This is a genomic window from Streptomyces polyasparticus (assembly GCF_014493765.1).
In the GTDB taxonomy this organism is placed as follows: Bacteria; Actinomycetota; Actinomycetes; order Streptomycetales; family Streptomycetaceae; genus Streptomyces; species Streptomyces polyasparticus.
Genome location: NZ_JACTVJ010000007.1, coordinates 89,178 through 111,628, shown reverse-complemented (window position 1 = coordinate 111,628; position 22,451 = coordinate 89,178). Strand labels below are relative to the sequence as shown.

28 protein-coding genes and 1 pseudogene are annotated in these 22,451 nt (G+C 70.1%); 5 read left to right on the top strand and 24 right to left on the bottom strand.

What is annotated here, in order from left to right; all coding sequences use genetic code 11:
* Nucleotides 1-237 precede the first annotated feature (237 nt).
* Nucleotides 238-867, top strand: coding sequence for a SigE family RNA polymerase sigma factor (locus H9Y04_RS16150; protein WP_187814579.1), 630 nt, complete (start codon nucleotides 238-240; stop codon nucleotides 865-867).
* A gap of 167 nt (nucleotides 868-1,034) precedes the next feature.
* Nucleotides 1,035-1,250 (top strand): annotated as a pseudogene (locus H9Y04_RS16145) (fatty acid--CoA ligase); the annotation flags it as partial.
* A gap of 140 nt (nucleotides 1,251-1,390) precedes the next feature.
* Here the strand turns inward: H9Y04_RS16145 and H9Y04_RS16140 are convergent.
* From H9Y04_RS16140 to H9Y04_RS16120, 5 genes are all read right to left on the bottom strand, one after another.
* Nucleotides 1,391-2,542, bottom strand: coding sequence for an epoxide hydrolase family protein (locus H9Y04_RS16140; protein WP_187814578.1), 1,152 nt, complete (start codon nucleotides 2,540-2,542; stop codon nucleotides 1,391-1,393).
* Between the two features lie 184 nt (nucleotides 2,543-2,726).
* The gene (locus H9Y04_RS16135; protein ID WP_187814577.1) at nucleotides 2,727-3,542 is read right to left on the bottom strand and encodes a hypothetical protein; all 816 of its coding nucleotides are present in this window, start codon (nucleotides 3,540-3,542) and stop codon (nucleotides 2,727-2,729) included.
* Between the two features lie 88 nt (nucleotides 3,543-3,630).
* A complete protein-coding gene (locus H9Y04_RS16130) occupies nucleotides 3,631-4,104 on the bottom strand; it encodes a glycine-rich domain-containing protein (RefSeq protein WP_187814576.1) in 474 nt (157 codons plus the stop codon).
* A gap of 162 nt (nucleotides 4,105-4,266) precedes the next feature.
* Entirely contained in the window at nucleotides 4,267-4,749 is a 483-nt protein-coding gene (locus H9Y04_RS16125) for a hypothetical protein (protein WP_187814575.1), read from the bottom strand.
* Nucleotides 4,746-5,153, bottom strand: coding sequence for an ATP-binding protein (locus tag H9Y04_RS16120; RefSeq protein WP_308800996.1), 408 nt, complete (start codon nucleotides 5,151-5,153; stop codon nucleotides 4,746-4,748). Before H9Y04_RS16120 ends, H9Y04_RS16125 begins: the two co-directional genes overlap by 4 nt.
* Before the next feature lie 241 nt (nucleotides 5,154-5,394).
* Here H9Y04_RS16120 and H9Y04_RS16115 point away from each other — a divergent pair, with 241 nt between their 5' ends.
* A complete protein-coding gene (locus H9Y04_RS16115; protein ID WP_187814573.1) occupies nucleotides 5,395-6,672 on the top strand; it encodes a helix-turn-helix domain-containing protein in 1,278 nt (425 codons plus the stop codon).
* A gap of 11 nt (nucleotides 6,673-6,683) precedes the next feature.
* Entirely contained in the window at nucleotides 6,684-7,160 is a 477-nt protein-coding gene (locus H9Y04_RS16110) for a hypothetical protein (protein WP_187814572.1), read from the top strand.
* Nucleotides 7,161-7,623: 463 nt separating this feature from the next.
* On the opposite strand, the gene H9Y04_RS16105 is transcribed toward H9Y04_RS16110, so the two are convergent.
* The 18 genes from H9Y04_RS16105 to H9Y04_RS16020 all read right to left on the bottom strand — a co-directional run bounded on the left by H9Y04_RS16105 (nucleotide 7,624) and on the right by H9Y04_RS16020 (nucleotide 21,378).
* A complete protein-coding gene (locus H9Y04_RS16105) occupies nucleotides 7,624-7,884 on the bottom strand; it encodes a hypothetical protein (RefSeq protein WP_187814571.1) in 261 nt (86 codons plus the stop codon).
* A complete protein-coding gene (locus H9Y04_RS16100; protein ID WP_187814570.1) occupies nucleotides 7,881-8,114 on the bottom strand; it encodes a hypothetical protein in 234 nt (77 codons plus the stop codon). Before H9Y04_RS16100 ends, H9Y04_RS16105 begins: the two co-directional genes overlap by 4 nt.
* Before the next feature lie 31 nt (nucleotides 8,115-8,145).
* Complete coding sequence (locus H9Y04_RS16095) at nucleotides 8,146-9,102, bottom strand: N-acetylmuramoyl-L-alanine amidase (protein ID WP_187814569.1); 957 nt, start codon at nucleotides 9,100-9,102, stop codon at nucleotides 8,146-8,148.
* A 47-nt stretch (nucleotides 9,103-9,149) separates the two neighbouring features.
* Nucleotides 9,150-10,460, bottom strand: a complete 1,311-nt coding sequence (locus tag H9Y04_RS46740) for a hypothetical protein (protein WP_308800995.1) — start codon at nucleotides 10,458-10,460, stop codon at nucleotides 9,150-9,152.
* Between the two features lie 20 nt (nucleotides 10,461-10,480).
* Nucleotides 10,481-11,194, bottom strand: coding sequence for a hypothetical protein (locus H9Y04_RS16085; RefSeq protein WP_187814568.1), 714 nt, complete (start codon nucleotides 11,192-11,194; stop codon nucleotides 10,481-10,483).
* A complete protein-coding gene (locus tag H9Y04_RS16080) occupies nucleotides 11,195-12,304 on the bottom strand; it encodes a hypothetical protein (RefSeq protein ID WP_187814567.1) in 1,110 nt (369 codons plus the stop codon).
* Nucleotides 12,305-12,318: 14 nt separating this feature from the next.
* Nucleotides 12,319-13,311 carry a hypothetical protein gene (locus tag H9Y04_RS16075; RefSeq protein ID WP_187814566.1) on the bottom strand — a complete coding sequence of 331 codons (993 nt, stop codon included), beginning with the start codon at nucleotides 13,309-13,311 and terminating at the stop codon, nucleotides 12,319-12,321.
* A 13-nt stretch (nucleotides 13,312-13,324) separates the two neighbouring features.
* On the bottom strand, nucleotides 13,325-14,644 hold the full coding sequence (locus tag H9Y04_RS16070; protein WP_187814565.1) for a phage distal tail protein: 1,320 nt from the start codon (nucleotides 14,642-14,644) through the stop codon (nucleotides 13,325-13,327).
* Between the two features lie 3 nt (nucleotides 14,645-14,647).
* The gene (locus H9Y04_RS16065; protein ID WP_187814564.1) at nucleotides 14,648-16,876 is read right to left on the bottom strand and encodes a phage tail protein; all 2,229 of its coding nucleotides are present in this window, start codon (nucleotides 16,874-16,876) and stop codon (nucleotides 14,648-14,650) included.
* Nucleotides 16,877-17,122: 246 nt separating this feature from the next.
* Nucleotides 17,123-17,581, bottom strand: coding sequence for a hypothetical protein (locus tag H9Y04_RS16060; protein ID WP_187814563.1), 459 nt, complete (start codon nucleotides 17,579-17,581; stop codon nucleotides 17,123-17,125).
* The gene (locus H9Y04_RS16055; RefSeq protein WP_187814562.1) at nucleotides 17,578-18,030 is read right to left on the bottom strand and encodes a phage tail tube protein; all 453 of its coding nucleotides are present in this window, start codon (nucleotides 18,028-18,030) and stop codon (nucleotides 17,578-17,580) included. Before H9Y04_RS16055 ends, H9Y04_RS16060 begins: the two co-directional genes overlap by 4 nt.
* Before the next feature lie 12 nt (nucleotides 18,031-18,042).
* A complete protein-coding gene (locus tag H9Y04_RS16050) occupies nucleotides 18,043-18,471 on the bottom strand; it encodes a minor capsid protein (RefSeq protein ID WP_187814561.1) in 429 nt (142 codons plus the stop codon).
* A complete protein-coding gene (locus H9Y04_RS16045) occupies nucleotides 18,464-18,817 on the bottom strand; it encodes a hypothetical protein (RefSeq protein ID WP_187814560.1) in 354 nt (117 codons plus the stop codon). The genes H9Y04_RS16050 and H9Y04_RS16045 overlap by 8 nt, the downstream gene beginning before the upstream one ends.
* A complete protein-coding gene (locus H9Y04_RS16040) occupies nucleotides 18,814-19,131 on the bottom strand; it encodes a hypothetical protein (protein WP_187814559.1) in 318 nt (105 codons plus the stop codon). The genes H9Y04_RS16045 and H9Y04_RS16040 overlap by 4 nt, the downstream gene beginning before the upstream one ends.
* 55 nt (nucleotides 19,132-19,186) lie before the next feature.
* Nucleotides 19,187-19,576, bottom strand: coding sequence for a hypothetical protein (locus tag H9Y04_RS16035; RefSeq protein WP_187814558.1), 390 nt, complete (start codon nucleotides 19,574-19,576; stop codon nucleotides 19,187-19,189).
* 2 nt (nucleotides 19,577-19,578) lie between these two features.
* Nucleotides 19,579-19,764, bottom strand: a complete 186-nt coding sequence (locus H9Y04_RS16030; protein ID WP_187814557.1) for a hypothetical protein — start codon at nucleotides 19,762-19,764, stop codon at nucleotides 19,579-19,581.
* Between the two features lie 19 nt (nucleotides 19,765-19,783).
* A complete protein-coding gene (locus H9Y04_RS16025) occupies nucleotides 19,784-20,641 on the bottom strand; it encodes a N4-gp56 family major capsid protein (protein ID WP_187814556.1) in 858 nt (285 codons plus the stop codon).
* A gap of 62 nt (nucleotides 20,642-20,703) precedes the next feature.
* Nucleotides 20,704-21,378 carry a hypothetical protein gene (locus H9Y04_RS16020; protein ID WP_187814555.1) on the bottom strand — a complete coding sequence of 225 codons (675 nt, stop codon included), beginning with the start codon at nucleotides 21,376-21,378 and terminating at the stop codon, nucleotides 20,704-20,706.
* A gap of 145 nt (nucleotides 21,379-21,523) precedes the next feature.
* Here H9Y04_RS16020 and H9Y04_RS16015 point away from each other — a divergent pair, with 145 nt between their 5' ends.
* Entirely contained in the window at nucleotides 21,524-22,264 is a 741-nt protein-coding gene (locus H9Y04_RS16015; protein ID WP_187814554.1) for a hypothetical protein, read from the top strand.
* A gap of 1 nt (nucleotide 22,265) precedes the next feature.
* Here the strand turns inward: H9Y04_RS16015 and H9Y04_RS16010 are convergent, their stop codons facing one another.
* Nucleotides 22,266-22,445, bottom strand: coding sequence for an Rmf/CrpP fold protein (locus tag H9Y04_RS16010; RefSeq protein WP_187814553.1), 180 nt, complete (start codon nucleotides 22,443-22,445; stop codon nucleotides 22,266-22,268).
* Nucleotides 22,446-22,451: the final 6 nt, after the last annotated feature.

Here is a 22,451-nt window from a genome sequence, read left to right as displayed (position 1 = left end):
CCGCCCTTTGATCCGGCCGGGGTCAGGCCCCGCCCTCTGATCCGTGCAGGGCCGTCGGAGGCTGTCCGGCCGGCCCCGGCGCCGTACCTCTGTCTCAGGTACACCCCCGAGGGGACACTCATCGCCTCCTCCACCCTCAGGAGGTGGAGGTAGCCCCCGTCCTACAACCTGAGGCGGACAAGGCTTCAGGCCCTGCGGCCGATCCGCGTGGGTAGGGGCCGCTTCTAGCGTGGAGCCATGACCACTCCCGTGTGCTCCAGCGCATCGAAGCCCGCCGGACTGGGAGCCGTGGAGGCCCTCAAGACCGTGCAGTCGACGAGGGGTTCCGCGCGTTCGTCGGCCGCGAAGGCCACCGCCGCGACGGCCGCACACGCGTACCCGAGCTTCGCCTCGTATGTGCAGGCCCGCCAGCCGGTCCTGCTGCGGACCGCGCGTTCCCTGACGTCGAACCCTTCGGACGCCGAGGATCTGCTGCAGACCGCGCTCACCAAGACGTATGTCGCCTGGGAGCGCATCGAGGACCATCGCGCCCTCGACGGCTATGTCCGCCGCGCCCTGCTCAACACCCGCACCTCGCAGTGGCGTAAGCGCAAGGTCGACGAGTTCGCCTGCGACGAGCTGCCCGAACCCGACCCGATGCCGGTGTCGGACCCCGCCGAGCAGCAGGCGCTCAAGGACGCGATGTGGCGCGCGATCATGAAGCTGCCCGACCGGCAGCGCTCCATGGTCGTCCTCAGGTACTACGAGGACCTCAGCGAGGCCCAGACCGCCGAGGTGCTCGGCGTCTCGATCGGCACGGTCAAGAGCGCCGTCTCGCGCGCCCTCGGCAAGCTCCGCGAGGACCCGGAACTGACGCCCGTACGGTGATCCGTCCTTCTCCCGTACGCCGATCCGGCCTCCTCGCACGCTGATCAAGACCCGTCTCCACCTCTCACGGCTTGATCGATCATCCCGCTGACTAGTGACATACCAGCGGGTATGCGGTGAGAATCGGCGCATCCCTACTGCTCCGTAGCGCCCACCGGGAGGACGCCGTGCTGAGCACGATGCAGGACGTACCGCTGACCGTGACCCGCCTGCTCTTGCACGGGTCGACCATCCACGGCACGTCCCAGGTCACGACCTGGACCGGCGAGGCCGAGCCGCACCGCCGTTCCTTCGCCGAGATCGGTGCGCGCACCGCTCAGCTCGCCCACGCCCTCCACGACGACCTCGGGGTGCGCGGGGACGAGCGGGTGGCCACGCTGATGTGCGACACCGTGTGTAAAACACTTCCTCTTACGTGAGGAGCTAAAGGAGCAGGTCAAAGGGTGCGCGATGCGGCCCGCCGATGTCCTCGACATCGGCGGGCCGCTCTGCTTTGTGTTCCCGACCCTTCGCCGCCGTGGGGTCAATGGCGGAGTGGACGGAAAAAGTCGCGGACGTCGGCGACGAATAGGTCGGGGACTTCGAAGGCTGGGAAGTGTCCGCCTTCGGTGTGTTCGCTGAGGAATGGGCCGTCGTCGTTGGGGTGGAGGACTTTGCGGACGAGTGGATTGCTGTAAAAGAGCGAGGTGCCCATGGGGACGCCGTTGGGTTCGCCCCAGCCGCTGTTGGGGGCGTGGGCCAGTTCCCAGTAGAAGTCGGCTGCTGCGGGGCCGGTGCGAGTGAACCAGTAGAGGCTGGCGGTGATCAGGACGTCCTCGCGGCTGATCGGTGTGGCGGGGTTGGCCCACTGCACGAATTTCTCAGCGATCCAGGCCAGTTGCAGGATGGGCGAGTCGGCCAGGCCGGCGGATACGGCGTTGGGGTTGGTGGAGTGCAGGACCCGGTAGCCCTTCATCTGCGCCCAGGACCGTTGCGCTGTCTCCAGCTCCGCGCGTTCCTCGGCGTTCAGGCCGTCGGGCACCGGGAGGTCCTCGCCGGCCATGCCCAGCTGGAGCCGGTCTCCGTGGGTGTGAGCGCCGATCAGCCGATCGGGCAGCAACATCGCCAGTCGGCCTGTCACCCCGGCGCCCAGGTCGCCGCCCTCCGCGCCGAACCGTTCGTAGCCGAGGCGCGTCATGAGCTCCCCGTAGGCCAGGGCGGTCCGTTCCAGGTTCCATCCGCGCGCCGACAAGGGGCTGGAGAAGCAGAAGCCGGGCATGGACGGGATGACGAGGTGGAAGGCATCAGCCGGGTCGCCGCCGTGGGCACGCGGGTCAGTCAGCGGGCCGCTGGCCTGCAGGAACTCCACGAACGAGGTCGGGTAGGAGTGGTTGAGCAGGAGCGGGATGGCGTCCGGCTCGGGCGAACGGAGATGCAGGAAGTGGAGGGTCTGCCCATCGATCTCGGTCACGAACTGGTCGAAGGTGTTCAGCCTCGTCTCATGGGCCCGCCAGTCGAACCCGTCCGCCCAGTAGGCGGCCAGCTCCGCGAGGTAGCCCGGCGGGATGCCGTGACTCCAGTCTTCATCTGCCCCGGGAACCGGATGCGGCGACCGAGTGCGGACCAGGCGGTCGTGCAGGTCATCGAGGTCGACTTGCGGGACCGCGATACGGAACGGAGTGGTGTCGTCGCTCATAGTGATCAATTTAGAGGCCGGTCGGCTCATCTGGCCCCCGAGCCGCGGTGTCTATTTGGCGCAATCTGGGCATTTCCAATCCGCTATCGGAGCGAATCTCATCACCCTCAGTAAGAATCGCGACCAACTAGCTCCCCATTAAGTGGCCACGGCTAAGAGGGCCGAACCCTGGAGCCGGGGAGCGCTACCCCCGCAATGACAGACGGTCGCCCCGGTGTTCGGCCCACCGGCGGGCGGCATCGGTGAGCGCGGCACGGTGGGGCATGGGGCGGGACCGTTCCCACGCCTCCCATGCTGCGTGGAGCGTGCGCGCGAACGTGGTTACGGCCGCGCGGTCCGCGCTGCGGTACGCGGGCACTTGTTGCGCGATTTCCTCGGCACCATCCGGTGTGTGTCCGGCTGAGATGAGCCGCGGGATTGTGAGTGCGGAGTCCGCCCATGTGGGGGCAGGGCAGGCGAGGGCCCAATCGAGTAGGCGTAGTTCGCCGGCAGGGGTTACCAGCATGTTCAGCGGCGACATGTCCGTGTGCGCGAGGGTTCGGCCGAGTAGTGCGGGGGGTGCTTCGGTGGGCAGGAAGTCGGCGTATCGGCTGTGCAGCGGCTTCTTGCGTAGGGCCTCGGGCCACACTGCCTCGGATAGGGCTGTGAGTGTGCGAATCAACGGGGCGATGTCTGGCGAGCCAGGGACGAGGTCGGGGTGTCGACCGTCGAGGTATTCGTATCCGTAGAGCAGCCACTCGCCGGCCTCGACCTCCCACAGGACGCGGGGTGCGCGCGGGGCGTTGCGGGTGACGTTGGCTTCATGGCGGTAGACCCATGCCTGTGGGTCGTCTGCTCGGGTGCCTTTGACGAAGGCCCGAACCTGTGGGGTTTGGATTGAGCAGGCGAGCCGGGACATGACGCCGTGCGGCGCGGTTTCGGTGCTCTCGACGGGGCCGGTGTGTCGTTCGACCGCGGCGCGAGTCGATGCCGGTAGGTCGTGCCATTCGATGCGGTCCACCCGGTGTGCTCCTGCGTCGGCGAGGGGAAGGGGGCGGCCCCCGGTCTGGCCACAGCGTGGCACAGACCGGGGGCCGCAGGCGTGCGTGTCAGGAGCGTGCCGGGGGATGGTTGGGCGAGTCCGAGCAATTCGCGTGGCACTGCGAGCACTCGGCGAGGTCCAGCTCGGGCCAGAACTCCATGTCGATCTCGTACCCAGCGAGAGTGATCTCGTCGACGGTGCGGGCGCGTAGTGCCTTTCCGCCGCCGTGCTCGTCGACGTCGAGGTATCCGGGCTGGTGGTCGAGGAACCGGCCGAACTGCGCCTCGCAGAAGTCGCGGTAGGCCTTGGTGTGGAGCAGGAAGGCGTGCCAGAAGTCATCGACGAGCGGGGACGGGCTCAGCGGACGCTCGGCACGGTTGCATGCCGCGAGGAATGCGAGCATCTGGCCGACGCCGCGGTGTGCCTGCTCCTCTGTGAGCTGGGGGAACTTGTCGAGCATGTTCGACACGAGGATGTCGCGCATGGGCTCGTCGAGCAGGGTGCGAGCGTCAATCTTCGGGTTCTTCTGAGCGGTGGTCACGTGCTGTCCTCCGTGTTTGTGGATGGCTGCACTTGCTGTCCGCCTCATGGGTTGGCCTTCCTGTACGCAACCCATGAGGCGGGGTTCTGGAGCCCGTTAGGCTCGTGGTGCGGGTCGGCCCGGGGTCCAACACACCTCGGGGCGGCCCGTCCGTCGTGTGGATCAGAGAGACCAGCGGCGGCGTGCGTGGGTGGTGCCCCACAGGACTTGGCCGCGCGCGAGGCTGCTGCGGATGTGGGCGTCGGTCTCCGTCTGCGTGGCCGTGAGGGCAAGCGGCGCGGTGACCAGGCAGATGCGGCACGGCCCGCCCGAGGTGACCAGTTGCAGCCACCCGTGGAGTGGCGAGGGGATGGCCATCACGTAGCCGTCGTGGCCGTAGTCGAGCGCGGCGAGGCCGCGCCGGATCATCAGGCGCGGGCCGATCGTGGGCGGCTCGACGAGGCCGGGGCCGAGCCGTAGCCCGGTGGCCAGGCGCCGCATGCCGTCCTCGATGTCCTCGACGGTCTCGATTGCACGGCGCGGGCCCGGGTGTGTGATCAGCAGTTGGGCCATCTCGCCGGCTTGGGTGAGATGTACGCCCGTCGCGGCTGTCACACCGATGACGAATCCTGGGCCGGGCGGGATGTCAAGGTCGGCCGCGGTCATGCCTTCACCTCGGCCCATACGACCTTGCCGAAGGGACGGTCACCGACTCCCCACGCGGCTGCGAGGCTGTCGACGATGAACAGGCCCCGTCCTCTTTGGCGTTCGGCGGACTCAGGCCGGAACCGGGGCGGCCGGCGGCGGGTGTCGTGAACTTCCACCCGCAGACGGTCGGGCAGGAATGCGAGCACGATGCGTAAGGAGTCGCCGGGCTCGGTGCCGTAGCGCGCGGCGTTGGTGACGATCTCGGAGACGATCAGGACGAAATCGTCTGCGACGTCGGGGGCGATGTGGCTGGGGATGTTGCCGCGGGCGAACTGTCTTGCGGCGCCCGCGGTCTTCTCGGTGGCGAGCAGAACACGGGTCAAGGTGAGGCTGGCGGATGCTTTCGGCTGCTCGGCGGTCACGGCAGTGGTCACCTGTCACGCTCCCCTTGCCGGGGGTGACGGTGTGGGCGTATACCGCTCCGTCGATGCGAGGTTCGTCATTGTGCGTTCCCCTTCGACTACTGGTGGTGCATTGACTGAACCGCCCGGCATCCTTGGAAGGCCAGGCGTCACCCGCGGCGCGCATACACGTATGCGCGGGCTGCATAGCGGTTCGTCGCCGGGGAACTGTGAGGCGTACCAACGGCAGCGGGGGAACTGGATGAGTTGGACATCGGCCGCGATTCGGGATGCTTCTCGCGCGGGTGATTACGGTCGGGTCGTCCATCTCGCCAGACGTGGCGCGGGCCTGTCTCAAAAGGAGCTGGGCGACGCATGCGGGGTGAGCCAGTCGGCCGTCTCGCGACTTGAACAACGGGGCGCCAACGGCGTCTACGACACAAAGACTCTGGCGCGGGCCGCAGCCCATTTGCAGTTACCTCCGCATCTGGTCGGCCTCGCCGACCATGCCGCGGCGTTAGCTGCAAATGCGGATACGGATGGATCAGTGGAACGGCGTAACTTCCTTGGCGGCGCGGTAGCGGTGGCCGCCGCCCCGGCCGTGGCCGCGTTCAAAGCGGCAACGACGGAACCGGCTGCGGCCGATGGCGGACCGGCCGCAACCTTGCGCGTGGTGACCGGTGGCTATCGCCGGCTCGACGGGACCACGCCCGCGCGGCAGCTGGTCAAACCCGTCTTGGAACATCTGGAGTTGACACAGAGCCTCGCCAAGGGCGTGCAGGATCATGCGCAGCGGAACCGCCTCGCGGCTGTCGGGAGCGAGGTGGCGAGCCTGGCCGGGTGGTTGTCCTGGGACATGGGCGACTACGGCTCTGCCCGTACCTGGTACGGCGCGGCCGTGAAATCGGCGCGACGCTCGGGGCAACCGCTGTTGGCGGCCTACCAGTTGGGAAGTCTGGCGCAGTTCGAGGCGCACGCCGGCAACGCTCAACAGGGCTTGTCCTTGGCGCAGTCGGCGCGAAAGGCGCTCGGGGACCGACCTCCTGTGATTGCGGACGCTTGGTTGGCGTCGGTCGAGGCGCTGTGTCATGCGGCGGCGGGTGATGCAGAAGCGTCCGACGACTCCCTGAAGACAGCCATACGGTTCGCTGATCGCGTGACGAACGACTCGACACCGTGGCCGTGGGTGTTCACCTTCAATGAGTCCAAGGTCGCGGCGACACGGGTCGCGTGCGGGGCGAGGCTCGGCCGGTCCGACTGGATCAGCAGTGCCCAGGACTCCGCAACGGCGGTCTTGTCGTCCGGCCACGAGAAACAGCGGGCACTGTTGATCCTGGACGTGGCGTCGGGCCACCTCGCGTCGGGGCGCATCGACGGGGCGTTCGCCTTGGCCACAGGGGCACTGGAAATCGGGCTGCGGTTCCGATCGGGGCGCATCGTAGAGCGGGCGCGCGCCCTCCGGCGCTCATACGCGACGCCTCGATCCCTGCCGCGCGTGGTGCGAGAGTTCGACGACCGGCTGTATGAAGTGTTCCTGTAGGGAGGTTCGTTATGCGCGTGGGCATCACGGGACACCGCGGTTTGGGTGAGCAGACGGAAAAGCTGGTCAAGGGGGCTCTTCTCCAGGCACTCGACGACCTAGAGCCGACGGAGCTCTGTCTCGTCTCGTGCATCGCGGACGGCCCGGACGCATGGGCTGCCGAGGCCGCCCTCGACCTCGGCGGACGCATCGAGGTGGTGATCCCCGCAGCGCAGTACCGCGACAGCCTGCCCACCACGCATCACGCCACGTACGACCGGCTGCTCGCCGCGGCGGTCGAGGTGCACGAGACGGGCATGGTCGAGTCAACCGAGCATGCGCACATGGCAGGCAGCGAGATCCTGGTCGGGCTCGTCGACCGGCTGTACGCGGTGTGGGACGGCCAACCGGCCCGAGGCTACGGCGGAACGGCGGACGTGGTCGACTACGCCCGGAGCATGGGCGTTCCGGTCACTGTGCTGTGGCCTGATGGTGCCTCGCGCGACTGACGCGCCAACGACAAAACCGCCCCCGCCACGGCCGCCAGGCCGAAACGGGGGCGGTTCTTTGTCCGGGTGTAACAGTGTGGGCGAGCTCGGGGCAGTCGTATTGGTGCGGGTCTATGCTGTTAGTGAGGCCTCCCCGTGCCGTTCGGGTGTGGTGGTTGAGGCCGGTTCTCGCAGCAGAGTGAGCCTGCGCCCCTGTTGAACGCCGGGCCCGCCTCGACTCCCGCTGAGGCCAAAAGGCCCGGTGCGTCCCCTGGAGGGGGCAGGTTCACAACCCTGGCTGCCCAGCCGCTGGGTTCTGCTCTTGGGGGGTGCTCGGTGATGACGGCGCGGGATGATAAGTCACCAGGGCACGCGGCCGCCGCCTGTCGGCGGCCGCCGCCATGACCGGTCCTAGGCGCCCCATAGCGTTCCGTGGCCGTGGGCGACATCGCGCCGCTTCTTAGAACGGTGTGTGCGCCAATCCTCAGCGGGTCACGAGAGTGACGACTGCGGCGGTCGCGCCCGTGATGCCGGTCAGTACGCCGATGCTGGGGAGCGGCCAGCGGGAGCGTTCGAGGTTGTCGAGGCGCTGGTCGTGGTCGGCGAGTTGCCGGTCGGTCTGGTCGCCGCGCTGGACGAGCAGGGCGAGGGCGCCGTCGACGCGGGCGAATCCCTCGCCGATGGTGCCGCGTAGCCGCTCGAGCTCGACGGCGACGGACTGCTCGGGCGGGGGCGGTTGGGTCACTGCGTACCGCCCTCGCCGTCTGCCAGGCCGAGGCCGACGCGGGCGAGCAGCTGGTCAACGACGGGCAAGGCCATAACGCGCGCGAGGCCGCCGGCGACGGCGAGCGAGCCGGCGACCCACGGCAGGGTGTCAGGGATGCCGGACGCGTCGACGATCGCAGGCAGGGCGACGGCGAATGCGGCGGTGCCCTGAATCAGGGTGCGGATGGTGCGCTTGTTGGCGGGGGACATGGCGGGGGTTCTCCTTCGAGAGGGTGGGGGATCAGGCGGCGACCTTGAAGCCGTGGCGGCGGGCGAGGGTGTCGAGCGAGGCGCGGCCGGGGATGCCGTCGGCAGCGCCGCCGCTGTAGCCGCATCGGCGCTGCCACTTCGCGTACGCGGTGACGGTGGCGGTGCCGAAATGGCCGTCGGCGTACTTCTTGGCGAGCAGGCCCTCGGCGGCGAGGGCGTCCTCGACGATGCGCGCGCCCGCATACGAGACGGGGGCGCCTGAGGCGGCGGGGTCTCGGCGGGCGGTCGCGATCAGCCGGGACAGGTCGACGACCTTCCCGGACGGCTTCGGCTTGGGCTTGGCGGGGGCCGGCGTGGTGGGTTTGTCGTCGTCGAGCAGCTGCGCGACGCGGGCCCGAATCTTGTTCATAGTGAGCGCGGGGCCGTTCTTGGTGCCGATGGGGCCGCGCGGGTCGACCTTGCCGGGCTGCCATTCCGAGTGGCCGATCACGGACTCGGCGCCCCATCCGTGCGTGCGGCAGATGCCGGCGGCGGCGCGGGCGATGGCCTCGACCTGGGCCTCGGGCCACGGGTCCTCGTTGTCGCCGAGGTTGATTGCCTCGAATCCGTAGAAGTGCCGGTTGCCATCGGTGCTGGTCTCGTTGTCGCCGGGCAGGGGTGAGCGTTCGGCGACGACGGCGGCGAGTACGTCGTCGTCGCCGGCGCCGGCGTGGTTGGCGCGGCCGTGGCCGATCAGGTGCACGCGGCCGGTCTTGTCGATGACGCCATGGCACAGCGGGCCAGGCAGCGTGGCGTGTCCGTCGCGGCACAGGGCGACGCTCGAGGCGGTGCCCGAGGTCACGGTGTGGTGCACCATGACGCCGTGCACGGGCCCCCACGGGCCCTTGTGGTTGCGGTTGCGGGTGCGCCAACCAGGGTGTTCGGTGACGCTCACGCCCTCGGCGCAGAGCGCGGAAACAAGCTGGTCGGCGGTCAGGGGTGTGCCCATAGGGGTCTCTCCAACAGGGGGGAAGGATCGTTTCGTCTTGCGGTGCGCTAGGCCGGGGCGATCGTCGTGACGGTGCCGTTCGCGCCGCGCCACTTGAGGGCGCCGGCTTCCGCGTAGAGCACGCCGCCGTTCGCGGGCGCAGTGGTGGGCACCGTGGCCGCGGGGTTGAAAGCAACGACTCGTTGGCCGTTGGTCACGGCGTTGGAGCCGCCGACCTCGATGTTTCGCAGGGCGTAGACATCGTTCAGGGACCTGAGGAACGTCTGCGTCTGGATGCCCTTGTTGGCCATGAGCAGCCCATCGGCAGAGACCGCGGCCACCCATGTACTCGTCTTGTCGCGGACGAGGAAGATGTCGGTGGTGCCGTCCGCCGGCTGGTTCACGGCGAGCTGCCCCGTGACCACTCCCCCCGTCGCGGGGAGAGCGTTGACCAGGGGGAACGTGGCGCCGTTGCTCTGGCGGACGTTGAGCGTCCCGCCCTGGGCCCACAGGACCGCGCCGCCGGCCGGGTTCTCGGTCGGGGCTGTGGTGTTCTTGAACGCGGTCGCCCCGGACACGGTGAGTTTCGCGCCGTTGACCAGTGCTTTGGTGCCGATGCCGAGGTCGCCGGTTGCGCGGAGGCCGTACAGGACGGCGGATTTCCAGCCGCCGGCGTCCGACCAGTTCGCCAACTCGAAGTTGGACCCGGCATCGGCGCCGGTCTCGGCGGTGTTGTCGACCTGATAGACCCACCTGTTCTTGCTGGCGGTGGTGAACGAGAAGCCGCGGTAGTCGCCGGTGGGCGAGTCGAGCAGCAGATTTCCACCGGAGACGACACCAGAGGCGGGCAAGGCGCCGACGTCACCCGCGGTCAATGTGATCGCTGGGGCGGACTGGCCGTTGACGCTCGTCACCACACCAGGGGCGCCGCGGGGGCCGACCAGGGAGGCGAGCCACTGCGCAGGCGTGCCGGTGAACCCGCCCGCGACGGCGACCTCGTAGGCGTTGGCGCCGCGTACGGCCACGTAGTTGGGCGTCGTTGGGTCGGTCGGCGCGAGGTCGGCGAGGTCGACGAGCGGGGTCTCGGCGGGCAACAGCACTTGATAGACGCGGTTGGCGGCGACGCCCGGGAACTGCTCAGCGACGGTGTACGACCAGCCGGAGGGATTCATGCCGGGGGCGTCGGTGGCCGGCAAGGTGACCTCGAACACGCCGTTGGTGTCCAGTGGCGCGGTGACCGGCCCGCCGAGGATCACGTCGTGTGCGCCGAAGGTCAGCAACGCGGGGGCACGCCACACGATTTGGCCGGTCAGCGGGCGTCCGTCGGGGGTGAGGAATCGTCCCTTCACGGTGACGGTGGGGATGCCTGCGGGCAGCACGGTCCGCCCTCCCTTCTCGGTCAGGCGGAGCCGACGCCGTAGAGGTAGCGCGGTCGGATGTAGACGGTGCCAGGGCCGGCGGTGACCCTGAGCTGAATCTCAATGGCGGCGTTCATGTCGTAGCTGTAGCCAGGCACTTCGGCGATGCCCGCGATGGCGGGGGCCTTGTCGGGGCTGGTGACCATGACCTGTCCGCCCACGAGAATGCGGCTCTGCCCGACCGCGCCGCCGGCGGCCGACAGGAAGTAGCTCATCCGCGGGTGCTGAAAGACCGCGTTCGAGCGGGCAACGGTCGTCCACGTCGTCTCGCTCGTCTTGGGCCACGTCGAGGTGTCCTCATTGATCGGCGTCGGGTAGGGAATCCACGGCTTGTAGAGCCCGCCGGCGGTAACGTCCTCGACCAACAGGCCGTGGCCCTGGGCGTCGAGGATGCGCAACACCTGGGGCTGTTCGGCGTCTTGGCCGTTGTAAATGCTCAGCGCGGTGGAGCCGTCGCGGCGCCGGATGATGGTCCCGTACTCGGTTTCGCCGGTGTGGGTGTTCAGGTCGCCCACCGTGAGGTGCTGTATCCCGGCCTCGGAGCGGACCATGAGCTGTCCGCCCTCGCCGATCACTACGTCGCCGTTCAACACCTGGTTGAGGGCGGGGCGGATGTTGGCGCGTCCGGCGAGCTGCCGTACCTGTCGTTCGAGGGCGGCGATGCGGTCGAGTACGTCCTGTGGCACGTACGCCATCTAGGGAACCTCCAAATAGAGTTGGGCGGTTTCGGGGCGGCCTCGTTCGGGCGGGGTGATGGACAGGCCGACGACGCGGTATCGGGCGTCGAGGGTGTCGGGGTGCCACAGGTCGCGGATGCGCAGGCGGATGGTCGCGCCGAGCAGCGCGGGCGACAGAGTGCCGTCGAGCAGGACGGTCAGCTGAGGGATCGCGAGCGGGTCGCGCGCGGCGGTGGCATCCGCGCGCGCATGCGCGTCGAGGGTGGATTGCCGCTCCACGGTCGAGTAGTCGCTCGAACCGTCCAGCCGGGGCCAGCCGGCGGCGAGGTCGTCCCCGTCGATCAGTACGGGCGAGGTGAGCGGGTAACTACTGGCGGCTTGGTTGCTGTTGATGGACGCGCCGCGGGACTGCCAGGCGTTCGCCTTGCGGGTGGCATCCACGGGCCATGTGTAGGACAGGACCGGGCCGGGGTGGTCGAGGACAATCTCGGAGGCGCCCGCGCGGATGATCGGATGCCCGAGCTGGAGCCGCTTGACGCGCCGCCCGTGGCTGTCGCGGAAGGACGCGATGCGCCACTCGAACCCGTTCTCGACGGCGGCGAGGTCGTCGATCAGTTCGCCGATGCTGGTCAGGTCGTAGCGCAGATACGTGCGGTCGCGCAGCACGCCGGAGACGACCGGCTCGTACGTGATGCCGATGTCTCCGCCGGTCGCACTCTGCGCGTAGTCGACCAGGCCGCGCACGAGGTCGAACTGGTCGACCTGCTCGGCGACTTGGCCATCGAAGAGCAGCCTTTTGTAAAGGTAGGACTCCCATCCGCCGGCTTGTATCTGGGCGCCGAGCCGGCCGCGGGTGTCGGATGCGAGGTCGAGGGTCCAGACGATGCCGCCCCACCAGATGTCGCGTCCGCGCTCGACCCATACCGCGGTGCGGCCGGGCAGGATCGCACGCCGGGCACGCTCGGCTAGGGCGCGGTTGGGGATGGGCACGGTGCCGGTCAGGCGGCCGGTCTTGCCGATGTAGTCGTCGAGGGCGACGCCCTGTACGGGCAGGGCGTCGAGCAGCTGGTCGGAGCGCAGGTCACAGAACAGCAGCCGATACGGGGTCGAGGGGGTGGACGCGGCCACCGGTCACCCCCTGTTCAGGCAAGGAAGTACATCGGTGACATGCGGATGTTCCGGTCGTTGCGCAAGGCGCCGTTGCCGGACCAGGTTCGCAAGGTCAGTACGCCGGCGGCGGTGAGGCGGGCGGTGCCCTCGCCGAACCCGTCGGATACGGAGAGGTCGCAGTCGGCGGGCGGGCGCCACCCGGCGGGCACGGTGCCGATCGTTTCGTCGGCGATGGTGCCTGCGGCCGGTACGTCGAGTTGCGCGCCCTTGCGGGTCACCTCGAGGGCGAACCAGCACATGCCGTTGCCGCGCCGCGCTACGTACTGAGTGAGCGCGTAGCCGGCGGCGACGGCAAACCCGGACGTGGCGGCCTCGACGGCGAGCGGCGGCCGGTAGGTCTGCCAGGCCTGTGCGGTCGCGTTCCACCGTTCCAACACGGCCCCGGTGTCGCGGTATTGGCCGTCGTAGGCACCGTTGAAGGTGTCGTAGCCCTTGGGGATGATGCCGCCCGGGCCGGTGGTGTAGCGGCGGCGGTCGGCCAGTGCGCTACCCCAGTTGATGCCGCCGACGCCGGCCGAGGCGCCCGCGGGAACGGTCACATCCCACAGGCGCAGACAGGCCGGCGGCAGGGTGGGCGCGGTCGGCGTTGCTGAGCGTGGCCCTTGGATGATCTCGATGCGGGCGAGGTTCTGGCCCTCGGTGTCAAAGAGTTGGTCCAATACGCGGATGACGACGCTGTCGATGCGGGCGAACTGGGCGTCGCCGTCCGCGAAGGTCAGCACGAGCGGGGCATCGTTGGCGACCGGGTAGGCGCCCTGGGAGTAGGTTCCCTGAACTACCGCGCGCCCGACCCCTATCTGTAGATCCATTGCGCCCGCGCTCGTTGCGGCGAAGGGACTTCCGCCGGGGATCACGCCGTCGCGGGTACGCATCGACGTTTCGGCGGCGTAGGTGCCGACGGGGGCGAGGCGGGTGTCTTCACGGGTCTGCCCGGTGGGCAGCAGCCATGCGGCGCGCACGGTCACGGCGGGGGTCTCCTTACCAGTAGGCCGAGCGGTAGCGCACGGTCACGGACGCGTTCGGGTCGGTGCTGCCGGGCGCCGCGCGGAAGGCGAGGTTCGTCGTGCCCGGGGGCAGGGTGAACGTCTGCTCGGGCACGCTGCGCGTGGTCGCGGTGAACAGCCGGGACGCGGTGCTGTTGAGGGTGACCGTGCCGGCGTGCGCGTCGACGGCGAGGACGTCATCGGCAGTGAGCGGCAGGTCGTACTCGAGGACGTCGCCGGTATCGGTGTTGGTGAGTGACGGCCGCACCACGGGTCCGCGGAACTCGATCACCGGATGCGTAGCCGCGTCACCGCTGTTGACGGTGGTCAGGCTGCCGCTACTGCCCGGGGTGCCGAACATCAGCGGCCAGGCAAGGCCGGTGCCGGCGAGGGCGGGCATGAGCAGCCGCGACGGTCCGATCGTCACCGTGGCGGGTGAGGGGATGGTCGGCCACCGCATGATGGGGCGCGCCTGCGCGGCGCCCGCGGGGGCGGTGCCGCTGACGCGTCCGCGGGTGCCGGTTGTGGCCGAGAGGTATTGGCCTGCGTTGTCGAGCCAGTGCAGATACAGGATGGTGCCGAGCGGCGCGGCATCGGCCAGGAACGTCACGGTCTGGCCCGGCTCGATGGGGAAGCCGGTATAGGCGCCGGGGGCCGATGCCCAGGCGATGGACGCCGAAGCCGCGGTGATCGTGGCCGTGACCAGTCCCGCGGCGGTGCCCAGCGTCAGGCCCTCGACCACCCAAAAGGTGTCGATCGCCGAGGCGGCGCCTGCGGCTTGTCCGGGCGGGAGCAGCTGCGCCGCGGTGTTGGCCTGCCAGTTCAGGCCCGGTTCGGCGGCGGGCAGGCCGGCCGTCGTGACCTGCTCGACCGGGGCGTATCGGCGTGGGTCGGTGGCCACGAACTCGATTGCGCCGCCCGTGATGGTGCCGAGCCGGTAGCCGGCCGTGGCGGGTATCGCGCGGCGGGTGGCGCGCGCATGAACGAGCAGCGGCCCGCGCTCGTCGAGCCATACGGCGAGGGGCCGTTCGTCCTCGACGGGGACCAGGGCCGCGCCGAGCGCGCCGACAACCGCGCCGATCCGGTCGCGGGGGGCGCGGACGACCAGCCCCTCGAGGGTGATCGTCCGCGCCTGCGCGAGCAGCAGCCCCGGGAACGCGCCGTGCGTATCCGAGCGCGGCACCGTGCCGGAGTCGAGGCCGGGCAGGTCTTCCCATCCGGTGAGGGTGCGCCACCGGTACGGGGTGCCGGCGCCGAGCAGCAGCTCGCCGTACTGGACCTGTCCGGGGCGGGTGAGCAGCGAGCCCGGGGCCATTGCTCACCCCCTTGCCTTTGCGAGCCATGCGAGGGCTTTCGCGTTGTCGTCGGGGCTGCCCTGCTCGGCCGCGTGCCAGTGCTCGACGTGCACCAGCGCGCCGCCGGCCGAGGACGCGAACGGCGAACCGGCCGCGCCCATGCCCGTACCGATGAGGGCGGGCGCAGTGGTCGGCATGCGGGGCGGAGTGACAAGGGTGCGCATGGTCCGCTCGACTGCGCCAGAGCCGCCTTCAATGCCCTTGACCACGCCGGCGGGAATCCAGCGGCCCACGTCGCGGGCCATCACCTTGGACGGTGAGGAGATCCCGAGCGCGTCGGCGATCGGCCCGGGGATCAGATCCTTTGCCCAGCCGATCAGGGTGTCGCGCAGCCATTTGCCCATGGACTTGATCCCGTTCCACAGGCCGCGGACCACGTCTTTGCCCTTGTCGACCAGGAGCTTTCCGAGGTCGCCGAGCGCCGAGGCCATCCGGCCAGGCAGTCCGCGCACCCAGTCGATCGCCTCGCGCGCCTTCGTGACGATGGAGTCCTTGAACCGGCCGAGCGCGGCGACGGCCCGATCACGGAGTTGTCCGGCGAGCGGGGCGAGCGCGTCATACGCGCGCCGCGGTAGGCCCTTGACCCAGTCGACGGCCGCGCCGATGCCCTCGCCGACCAGCTCGCCGAGGCGGGTTGCTGCCTCGCCGACCAGCTTGGCGGCGTTCGATACGGCCTCTTTCGCCATGTCCCACGCGGCGCCGAAGTCGCCTTGCAGCAGTGCGACGATGGCGCCGATCACGGGCACGACGACCTGCTCGATGATCGCCGCGAGTCCGTTCGCGAAGATGTCCGCAAGCTGAGCCACCAGGCCGATCAGCGGCTCGATGATCGGCATCAAGGCCATGAGGGCGCCGATCAGCAGCTCGCCGAGCGCGGGCAGCAACGGCGCCAGGGCCACCATCAGTTGCCCGAAGGTCTGGCCGATCGTCGCGAGCGCCGGCGCCAGGGCGACGATCAGCCGCGCGAGGACCGGGAGGACGGTTGCGGCGAGGTCGCCGAGGATGGCGGCGAACGGGGTGATCAGGCCCGGCAGTTGGTCGATGATCGGGCGCAGCGCGTCGGCGAGCGCGTCGACCAGCAGCATGACGACCGGCGCCGCATCCGCGATCACATCGCCCAGGGCCGCGATCAGGGGGGTGATCGCGGGGAGGGCGGAGGCGACCAGGTCGCCGATCACGGGCAGGATCGGCGCGACGGCGTCGATCAGTTCGCCGAACGAGTCGGCGGCAGCGGCGAGGATCGGGCCGAGCGCGTCGACGATCGGCTGTAGCCCGTCGCCCAGGGCCGTGACCAGCCGTCCGAGCGGCGGGCCAAGGGAGGCGAGGGCGGGGCCGAGTGCGTCGGCGAGGGAGGAGACCAGCGGGCCGAGCGCGTCGGCCAGGGCGGCAAGGACCGGACCGCCGGCCTCGGCGAGTGAGCCGATCAACTCGCCCAGTGAGGGCAGGATTTCGCCGACCGCGCCGAGCAGTCCGCCGAGGCCTTCGGCGGCGCCGCCGGCTCCGGTGGCGATGCCCTCGAAGAACCCGCCGATGCCCTCGCCGACCGCGCCGAGCCCGGTCGACAGGGCGTCGATGACCGGGCCCGCAGCCTCGACCGCGGCGACCAGGCCGGGCATGGCGCCCTTGGCGAGAGCGCCGATCCCTGAGACCAGCGGCTCAACCAGCGGAGCAACGCCCTGGAACAGGGCGCCGATCTGCGGGGCGAGATCGTCGAAGATGCCGCGCAGCTGCCCGGCAGCGTTGACGAACGGCTCGACCAGCGGTGCCGCAAGGGACTGCATCTGTCCCTTGACGTGCTCCGACAGGTCGGAAAATGCGCCCTTGACCTGGGCGTTCTCGGCGAGCACCTTCGCGCCGAGGCCGATTACCGCAAGCGGTACGGCGGCGAGCGCCCCGGCCGCGACCAGTGCGCCGCCGGCGAGCAGTTTCGTACTGGTCGCCGCGGCGCCCAGGAGCGGGCCGATACCCGCGAGGCCGCGCCCGGCGTCCTCGGCGCCGCCGCCGATGCCCTCGCCGAGGGCAAGGCCCATGAGCGCGGACTCGGAGACGAACCGGCCGCGTAGATCCCTGAGCCGGCCGTCGGCGCCGCGCTGGAGACCCGCGAGCGCGGTCTCGGTGCGGCCGATGCCGCGCTGTGCTCCGGAGTCGTCCAGGTCGATGAACCCGACCAACTCGCCGATGGTGAGCGCCAACGGGCACCCCCCATCGGCGCCCGCCGGCGCGCTATTCAGTTGTGGTGGATCACCCCGCGGTCAGTCGGGCGATCTCGTCGAGGTTGGTCACGACCCGTGGCGTCGAGCGCCACGCGCGGGCGAACCTCGACTCGACGGACAGGCCGGCGAGGCGGACCAGGAACGCGCGCGTGGACAGGCGCGCGAGGTCGTCGGCCGACAGGCCGTAGGTCTGGGCGAGGTCGGACTCAACCGCGGCCCAGTTGGTCAGGACCGCTTGCCAGAACTCCGCGGCTTCCCCTTGCCCTTGGGCCGGGGCCGACTCTGGCGCGCCGCCGCTTTTCCCCGAGCGGCCTCGCGCTCGTCGTACAGCTGCGCCGCGCGTTCCATGGACACCCCGCCCGGTTCGGCGACGTTGGCGGTCGCCCACAACAGGACGATGCCGAGGTGACGGTCGGACATGCCGGCCTCGGAGAAGTGGTCGACCGCATCGGGGCCGAACAGCGAACCGAGCAGCCGCCGAATGTCGTCGGGACGGGCGGAGTGCTGCACGCGGTGCAGCTGAAGCGTGAACAGCGCGGGCAGAGACGGCGGGAGGACGTACGTCCGGCCGTACAACTTGAGCGGTACACCACGGCGTTCTGGCTCGGCCTGCTCGGCGAAGAACGCGTCAAAGTCGGCGACCTCGACCTCGACCTCGGCCGGCTCGATGGGCTGCTCGGTCACGGCGTCACCACCGCTGCGGTGGTCGGGGCGCCGCAGCGGGTGAACGTCGCGCCCCAAGAGGTCTTGGCGTTCGTCTCGCCGCCGGTCTCGCCTGGGGTGACGGTGCACTCCCACACGGTCCATGTGTTCTGCGAGATGTGCCGGTAGCGCAGCGTGCCGCGCGACTCCTCGCCGAACCGGTAGGCCCACACCTTGTCGATGTAGTCCTGTCCCGGATCACGGGTACCGGACGTCGCCGCGTACAGGCCGCTTACCTCGATCTTCGCGCCGCGCTGCATGACGTCCTGCTCGTAATAGCCGTCGCTGTCGAACGTCGTGGTGTCGGCGGTCTCTTCGTTCTCGCCCGGGTTGTGTGACCAGCTGGTGAGGTTCCCGATGCGCACGAAGGTGTTCGCGGTGTCGGTCTCGACCTCGAATTCCCAGCCGCGGGCGTCAATGGGGCGTCCCATGCGTGGGGCCTCCTATTCGGTGCGGTGGTCAGTGGGGGCCGACACGTCAAGATCAAAGTTGATGACGTGCTCGTGTCGGCCGGTGGAGTCGGCGCCCATCGGGGCCGGGGTGGCGCGCGCGGCGGCGAGGATCAGCCATGTCCCGTCGGCGAGGTCGACGCCGGCGAGGCCGTGCAAGGCGCTGTAGAGCGCGCGGGCGCGACGGCGCGAGACGCGCGGGTCGGGCCCGCCGCGCACGCGCACCTGTAGGCGCACGGTGTCGTACGCGTTGCGGGGATCGGGCGCCTCGCCGTCGTACAGCCACAGGGCAACCGCCGCATCGGGCGCGGTCGGCATGGCCTCGATGAACAGGTCGCCACTCGTGCCGGTCGGGTCGTAGGTGACCAGGCCGCGGGCGGCGAGCAGGCGGGCGATGCCGTCGAGCGGGTCGAGGTCAGCCACGCAGCGACCTCCGCAGCTGGGCGGCGATGATCGCGGCGACCGTGCCGGCCTGCTCGGTGAGCGGGCGCTCGAGGTACTTCGCGGTCCGGCCCGGATCGTGCCGGTGGCTCAACTCCTCGTGCTGGCGCACCGCGTACGGGGTGTCGTACGACACGGCCGCGGTGAGCGACGACTCGTCGACCGTGGCCACGCCCGAGCGTTCGAGGGTGGCCTCTTCGATGGGGACTACCTTCCGGGACTCGGTGAGGACGTGCTCGGCGGCGATCCGCAGGCCTCGCAGGGCGCCCGCACGGGTGCCGCGCAGGGCGGCGGCCCCGTTCCATCGCAGCTGGGTCCGTTGGGTCATTCGGCGCTCACCTCCGTGGACTCCGGCACCGGAAGCCCTGGCGCGGTGTGGTGGGCGACGCTGATCGCGCGCGTGGTGCGACCGTCGGGAAGAGTGATCCGGGACTCGGCCGGGCAGTCGAGGCCGGGCGCCGCAATGATCTGCGCCGTACTGGTGACCTCGCGCCCCTCGCGGTCGCGCACGAGCCGGATCGCTTTCGCGACCAGGGCAGGCACGTCCTCGACGGGCGGGCCGTACTGCGGTCCGTACGCGGAGTCGCCGAGGTACGGCTCGATGGTGATCCGGTGGGTGAGCAGCCACTGAGGAACGTTCACCGCTACGCCTCCCGGGGCCGGCTTGCACAATTGGGCAAGAACGATCTTGGTCGGGTCACCAGATCACCCCGGGGAGCAGGCCGGCGCGGGTGAGGGCGCGGTGCGCGCGCGGGGCGAGGTCGACGTCGCCGGCCGCGGCGGGTGCTTGGCGGCGCCCGGACAGGGAAACGGGGCCGATGCTGACGGAGTCCCAACGGCCCGCGGCGCCTGTTCCGTCGTCGCCCGTGGCGAGTTGGTATTCGACCTGTGCGCACGTCGCATCTGCGAGGGCGTCGATGTCCGCGGGGTCGGTCGGCATGCCCGCGGCATCGGTGGGATAGCAGGCCGTGAGTAGGGCGGTGTCGACGTCCTCGGATGCCCGGGCGAGCAGCCGCTCGGCGTCCGTGGGGGCCGGCTGGCCGGTCCACGCCGTCAACTGCTCGGGGGTGGCGTAGACACGACGCACCCTTACCCCTCCTTCGGGCTCTTCCCGGTACGCGAACGCCCCGCGGGCTTGGCCTGCGGGGCGTCCTCGACGGGCTCGGGTGGGGCATCGTCGGTGACCTCGACCTCGACCTCGACCTCGACCTCGACCTCGTCGGGCGCGGTGTCGGACTCGTCGGTGTCGCGTGGGTGGTAGCGGCGCAGCAGCACGCGGCGCCCTCCTTCCGGATCAGGTAGCGGCGAGGGTGCCGACGCAAACGCCACGGTCGTCGAGGCGCTTCACGGCGTAGTGCAGGGTCGTGGTCACGACGGTGGAGCGAGCGAGGATGTCGCGGTCGGACTCGACCAGCGGGCGCCGCTTGTAGAGCGGGCCGAGCGCCCCGGTCTTCATGAGAAGGAACGTCTTTGCGGCTACGCGGTTGGTGACGTAGACCGGCACGCCGCCGATACGGCCGATGCTGCCGGTCACCGCGGCGGACTCGCTGCTGCCCAGCTTGGCCGCGTCCATGAACTGCGCGTCGGCCATGGCCTCGCCCAGCTGCGCACTGTTGATGAACAGGCCGGCAAAGTCCTCCGGCTCCCACTCGTCGCCGAACTGGCCGATGGCGGGGACCATGGCGTCAAGCCACGTGAACTTGGTCTTCGTTGCGGCGGTGGTGAAGCGGAACGGCTGCCCGCCACCCTGGGTCGTCTCGTTGGCCTGTGCCTGCGTGATGAGGTCGGCGTCGACCTTGCGCGCGGCCAGTACGCCGAACTGTCGGCGCGCTTCGGCCTCGGGGTCGCCGAGCGAGGTAAGTCGCGCCTTGTCGGTGATCTCGACGGCCTTACCGACTTCCTTGATCGTGGCGGTGGCGTCGCTGGTGGACATGGCGGCCGGCGTCATCGGCGTGGTCTCGGTCAGTTCGTCGAGGTCGCCAAGCGCGCCCCACTTCGGGAAGTGGATGGTGTCGCCCGGGGCGCCTTCGAGGGTGCTGTCTTCGATCACGGCGGATGATCCGGCGACGCGCACCTTTCCCAGAAATGCGGCCTGTGCCATGTCGCCCCAAACCTCGGGGACGATCATCGCGGCGGCGGTGGTCTGCGGCATTGCTGCTCACTCTCTCCGGCACGGTTGCCGGGCGGTGGGGCCCGGCACGGTGCCGGGGGTGGTCAGCCGGCGAGGCGCCGGTATGTCTCGGGGGCGGTCTGATGCAGCTCGACGCGCTCGGCGTACGACATACGCGCGAACTGCTCGGCGGTCACTTCGCCCGGGCCGGTGTTGGTGAAGTCGGCGCCGGCGCGGGCCGGTCCGCTCGGCGTCGCGGCAAGCCACGGTTGAGCGGTGAGGGCGTTGGTGATTGCCTGCGTGATCGCGGCAGGGTCGGCGGGGTCGACCTCGGCGACGGCCGCGGCGAACGACTGGGAGTCGAGCAGCCGCGCCACGTCGGCGCCCGCGCCCGGTGCTGCCTGGATCACCGCGGCCTGAACGGCCGCTCGGTGGGCGGCCGTCTGTCCGTCGGAGAGGGCGCGCTGTGCCCACTGCGGGAGCCGGCTGACGTCACCCTCGCGTGCCTCGACGGTGGGCGCCGGAGTCGGGGCGGTGGCCTGTGCGGGCGTCTGCTCGGCGGCCTGCGCTCGGGTGCGGTAGTTCGCTGCCTCGGCGCGGGTGTCCGTGATCAGCTTCTGCGCCCACGCGGGCAGACTCGCGACGTCCTGCGCCTCCGTGCTCGGCGGGTTGGTCGGCGCGGTCGCGGCCGGCTCGGCGGCGGTCGTCGTCGAGGCGGCGGGCGGTGCTGCGGGGGCATCGGATGTGGTGGCGGGCGCGGTCGGGGTTGGGGTGGACAAGGGCCCTCCTGGAGCCGTGTCGGGGCGGCGCGCGCCTGGCGCTCCGCTTCTGGGGACATACAAAGAGGCCCACGCCTGGCGGGCCTTCGGGGTGGGACGTCGCTCAGCACTGGTGCCAGGGCTGCGGTCCGCCTACTGTGCGCAGATGTCAAACGCTCCTACACACGGTGGGTATCGAACGGGTGGCCTCTGGGCCGCGGCGGGCATCGCTTTCGGTGCTGTCATCGTCGGTTCCGGGCTCGCCCTGTTCGGCATGCTCGAGTTCGACGAACGGTGCGCGCACGGGCTGACCCAGGGGCCCGGCCCGCTGCAACGGACGCGAGACCAGGTGTTCCCGCCGGCCACCGTTTGTGAGTTCGCGGGTGGAGACGTCTCGTCCATCGGCGGGCACGGAGTTCTGAATGTGCTGCTCTGGGCGAGCCTGGTCGTCCTGCTCGTCTGTCTGTTCGTTGCCTTGCTCGCAGAATGCTTTGATCCGCCGGTCGGCAACGATCTGGTGATGCCGATGTCGCGAACGGAGAAGGTCCGGCGCACGGCAGCAGCGTTCTTCGTGACTGGTTCCGTGTTCGTCATGCTGTACGCGTTGGCCGGCTGGCAACTGTTCACAGGCCCGTCGTCGGCCTGCGGGGCAGGAGCGGACTGGGGCGACAATGGCCCCAAGACCCTTGATTACAGCTTCTTCCCGCCACAGGCGACCTGTCAGTACACCAGCGGTATGACGCGCAACCTGGTTCCCGATTGGATGGGCTTCCTGGCCGTCGCATCGGCGGTTCCTGCCCTCATCGCCGGTGTCGGCTTCGCGCTTGCGTGGCGACGTTGGCGGACGGAACGGCGCGCGTCGCAGCACGACGCCGCGCCACCCGTCCCCGAAACCGCTGACAGATGATCTACGGCCTGGATTCCGTCTCGGGTTGGGAGGACAACGGACGGGCCTCGGCGTAGCCACGAATCCATGCGGTCCGCAGGAGCGAGGTCCGCGGGTAGGGGCAGACGGTCGGCGGTTCGCCGTTGCGGCCTGCCTCGCGTCCGGCGGTGGTGGCCCGGGTGATGTCCTCGCGCGTGCCCATGGCGCC

Coding starts and splice junctions, on each gene's coding strand:
- H9Y04_RS16085 (WP_187814568.1), bottom strand. CDS start 11,194: ATGGCGTACGTGCCACAGGACGTACTCGACCGCATCGCCGCCCTCGAA.
- H9Y04_RS16095 (WP_187814569.1), bottom strand. CDS start 9,102: ATGGGCACACCCCTGACCGCCGACCAGCTTGTTTCCGCGCTCTGCGCC.
- H9Y04_RS16100 (WP_187814570.1), bottom strand. CDS start 8,114: ATGTCCCCCGCCAACAAGCGCACCATCCGCACCCTGATTCAGGGCACC.
- H9Y04_RS16125 (WP_187814575.1), bottom strand. CDS start 4,749: ATGACCGCGGCCGACCTTGACATCCCGCCCGGCCCAGGATTCGTCATC.
- H9Y04_RS16150 (WP_187814579.1), top strand. CDS start 238: ATGACCACTCCCGTGTGCTCCAGCGCATCGAAGCCCGCCGGACTGGGA.
- H9Y04_RS16015 (WP_187814554.1), top strand. CDS start 21,524: ATGTCAAACGCTCCTACACACGGTGGGTATCGAACGGGTGGCCTCTGG.
- H9Y04_RS16110 (WP_187814572.1), top strand. CDS start 6,684: ATGCGCGTGGGCATCACGGGACACCGCGGTTTGGGTGAGCAGACGGAA.
- H9Y04_RS16055 (WP_187814562.1), bottom strand. CDS start 18,030: ATGGGACGCCCCATTGACGCCCGCGGCTGGGAATTCGAGGTCGAGACC.
- H9Y04_RS16115 (WP_187814573.1), top strand. CDS start 5,395: ATGAGTTGGACATCGGCCGCGATTCGGGATGCTTCTCGCGCGGGTGAT.
- H9Y04_RS16140 (WP_187814578.1), bottom strand. CDS start 2,542: ATGAGCGACGACACCACTCCGTTCCGTATCGCGGTCCCGCAAGTCGAC.
- H9Y04_RS16045 (WP_187814560.1), bottom strand. CDS start 18,817: ATGACCCAACGGACCCAGCTGCGATGGAACGGGGCCGCCGCCCTGCGC.
- H9Y04_RS16010 (WP_187814553.1), bottom strand. CDS start 22,445: ATGGGCACGCGCGAGGACATCACCCGGGCCACCACCGCCGGACGCGAG.
- H9Y04_RS16025 (WP_187814556.1), bottom strand. CDS start 20,641: ATGCCGCAGACCACCGCCGCCGCGATGATCGTCCCCGAGGTTTGGGGC.
- H9Y04_RS16070 (WP_187814565.1), bottom strand. CDS start 14,644: ATGGCCCCGGGCTCGCTGCTCACCCGCCCCGGACAGGTCCAGTACGGC.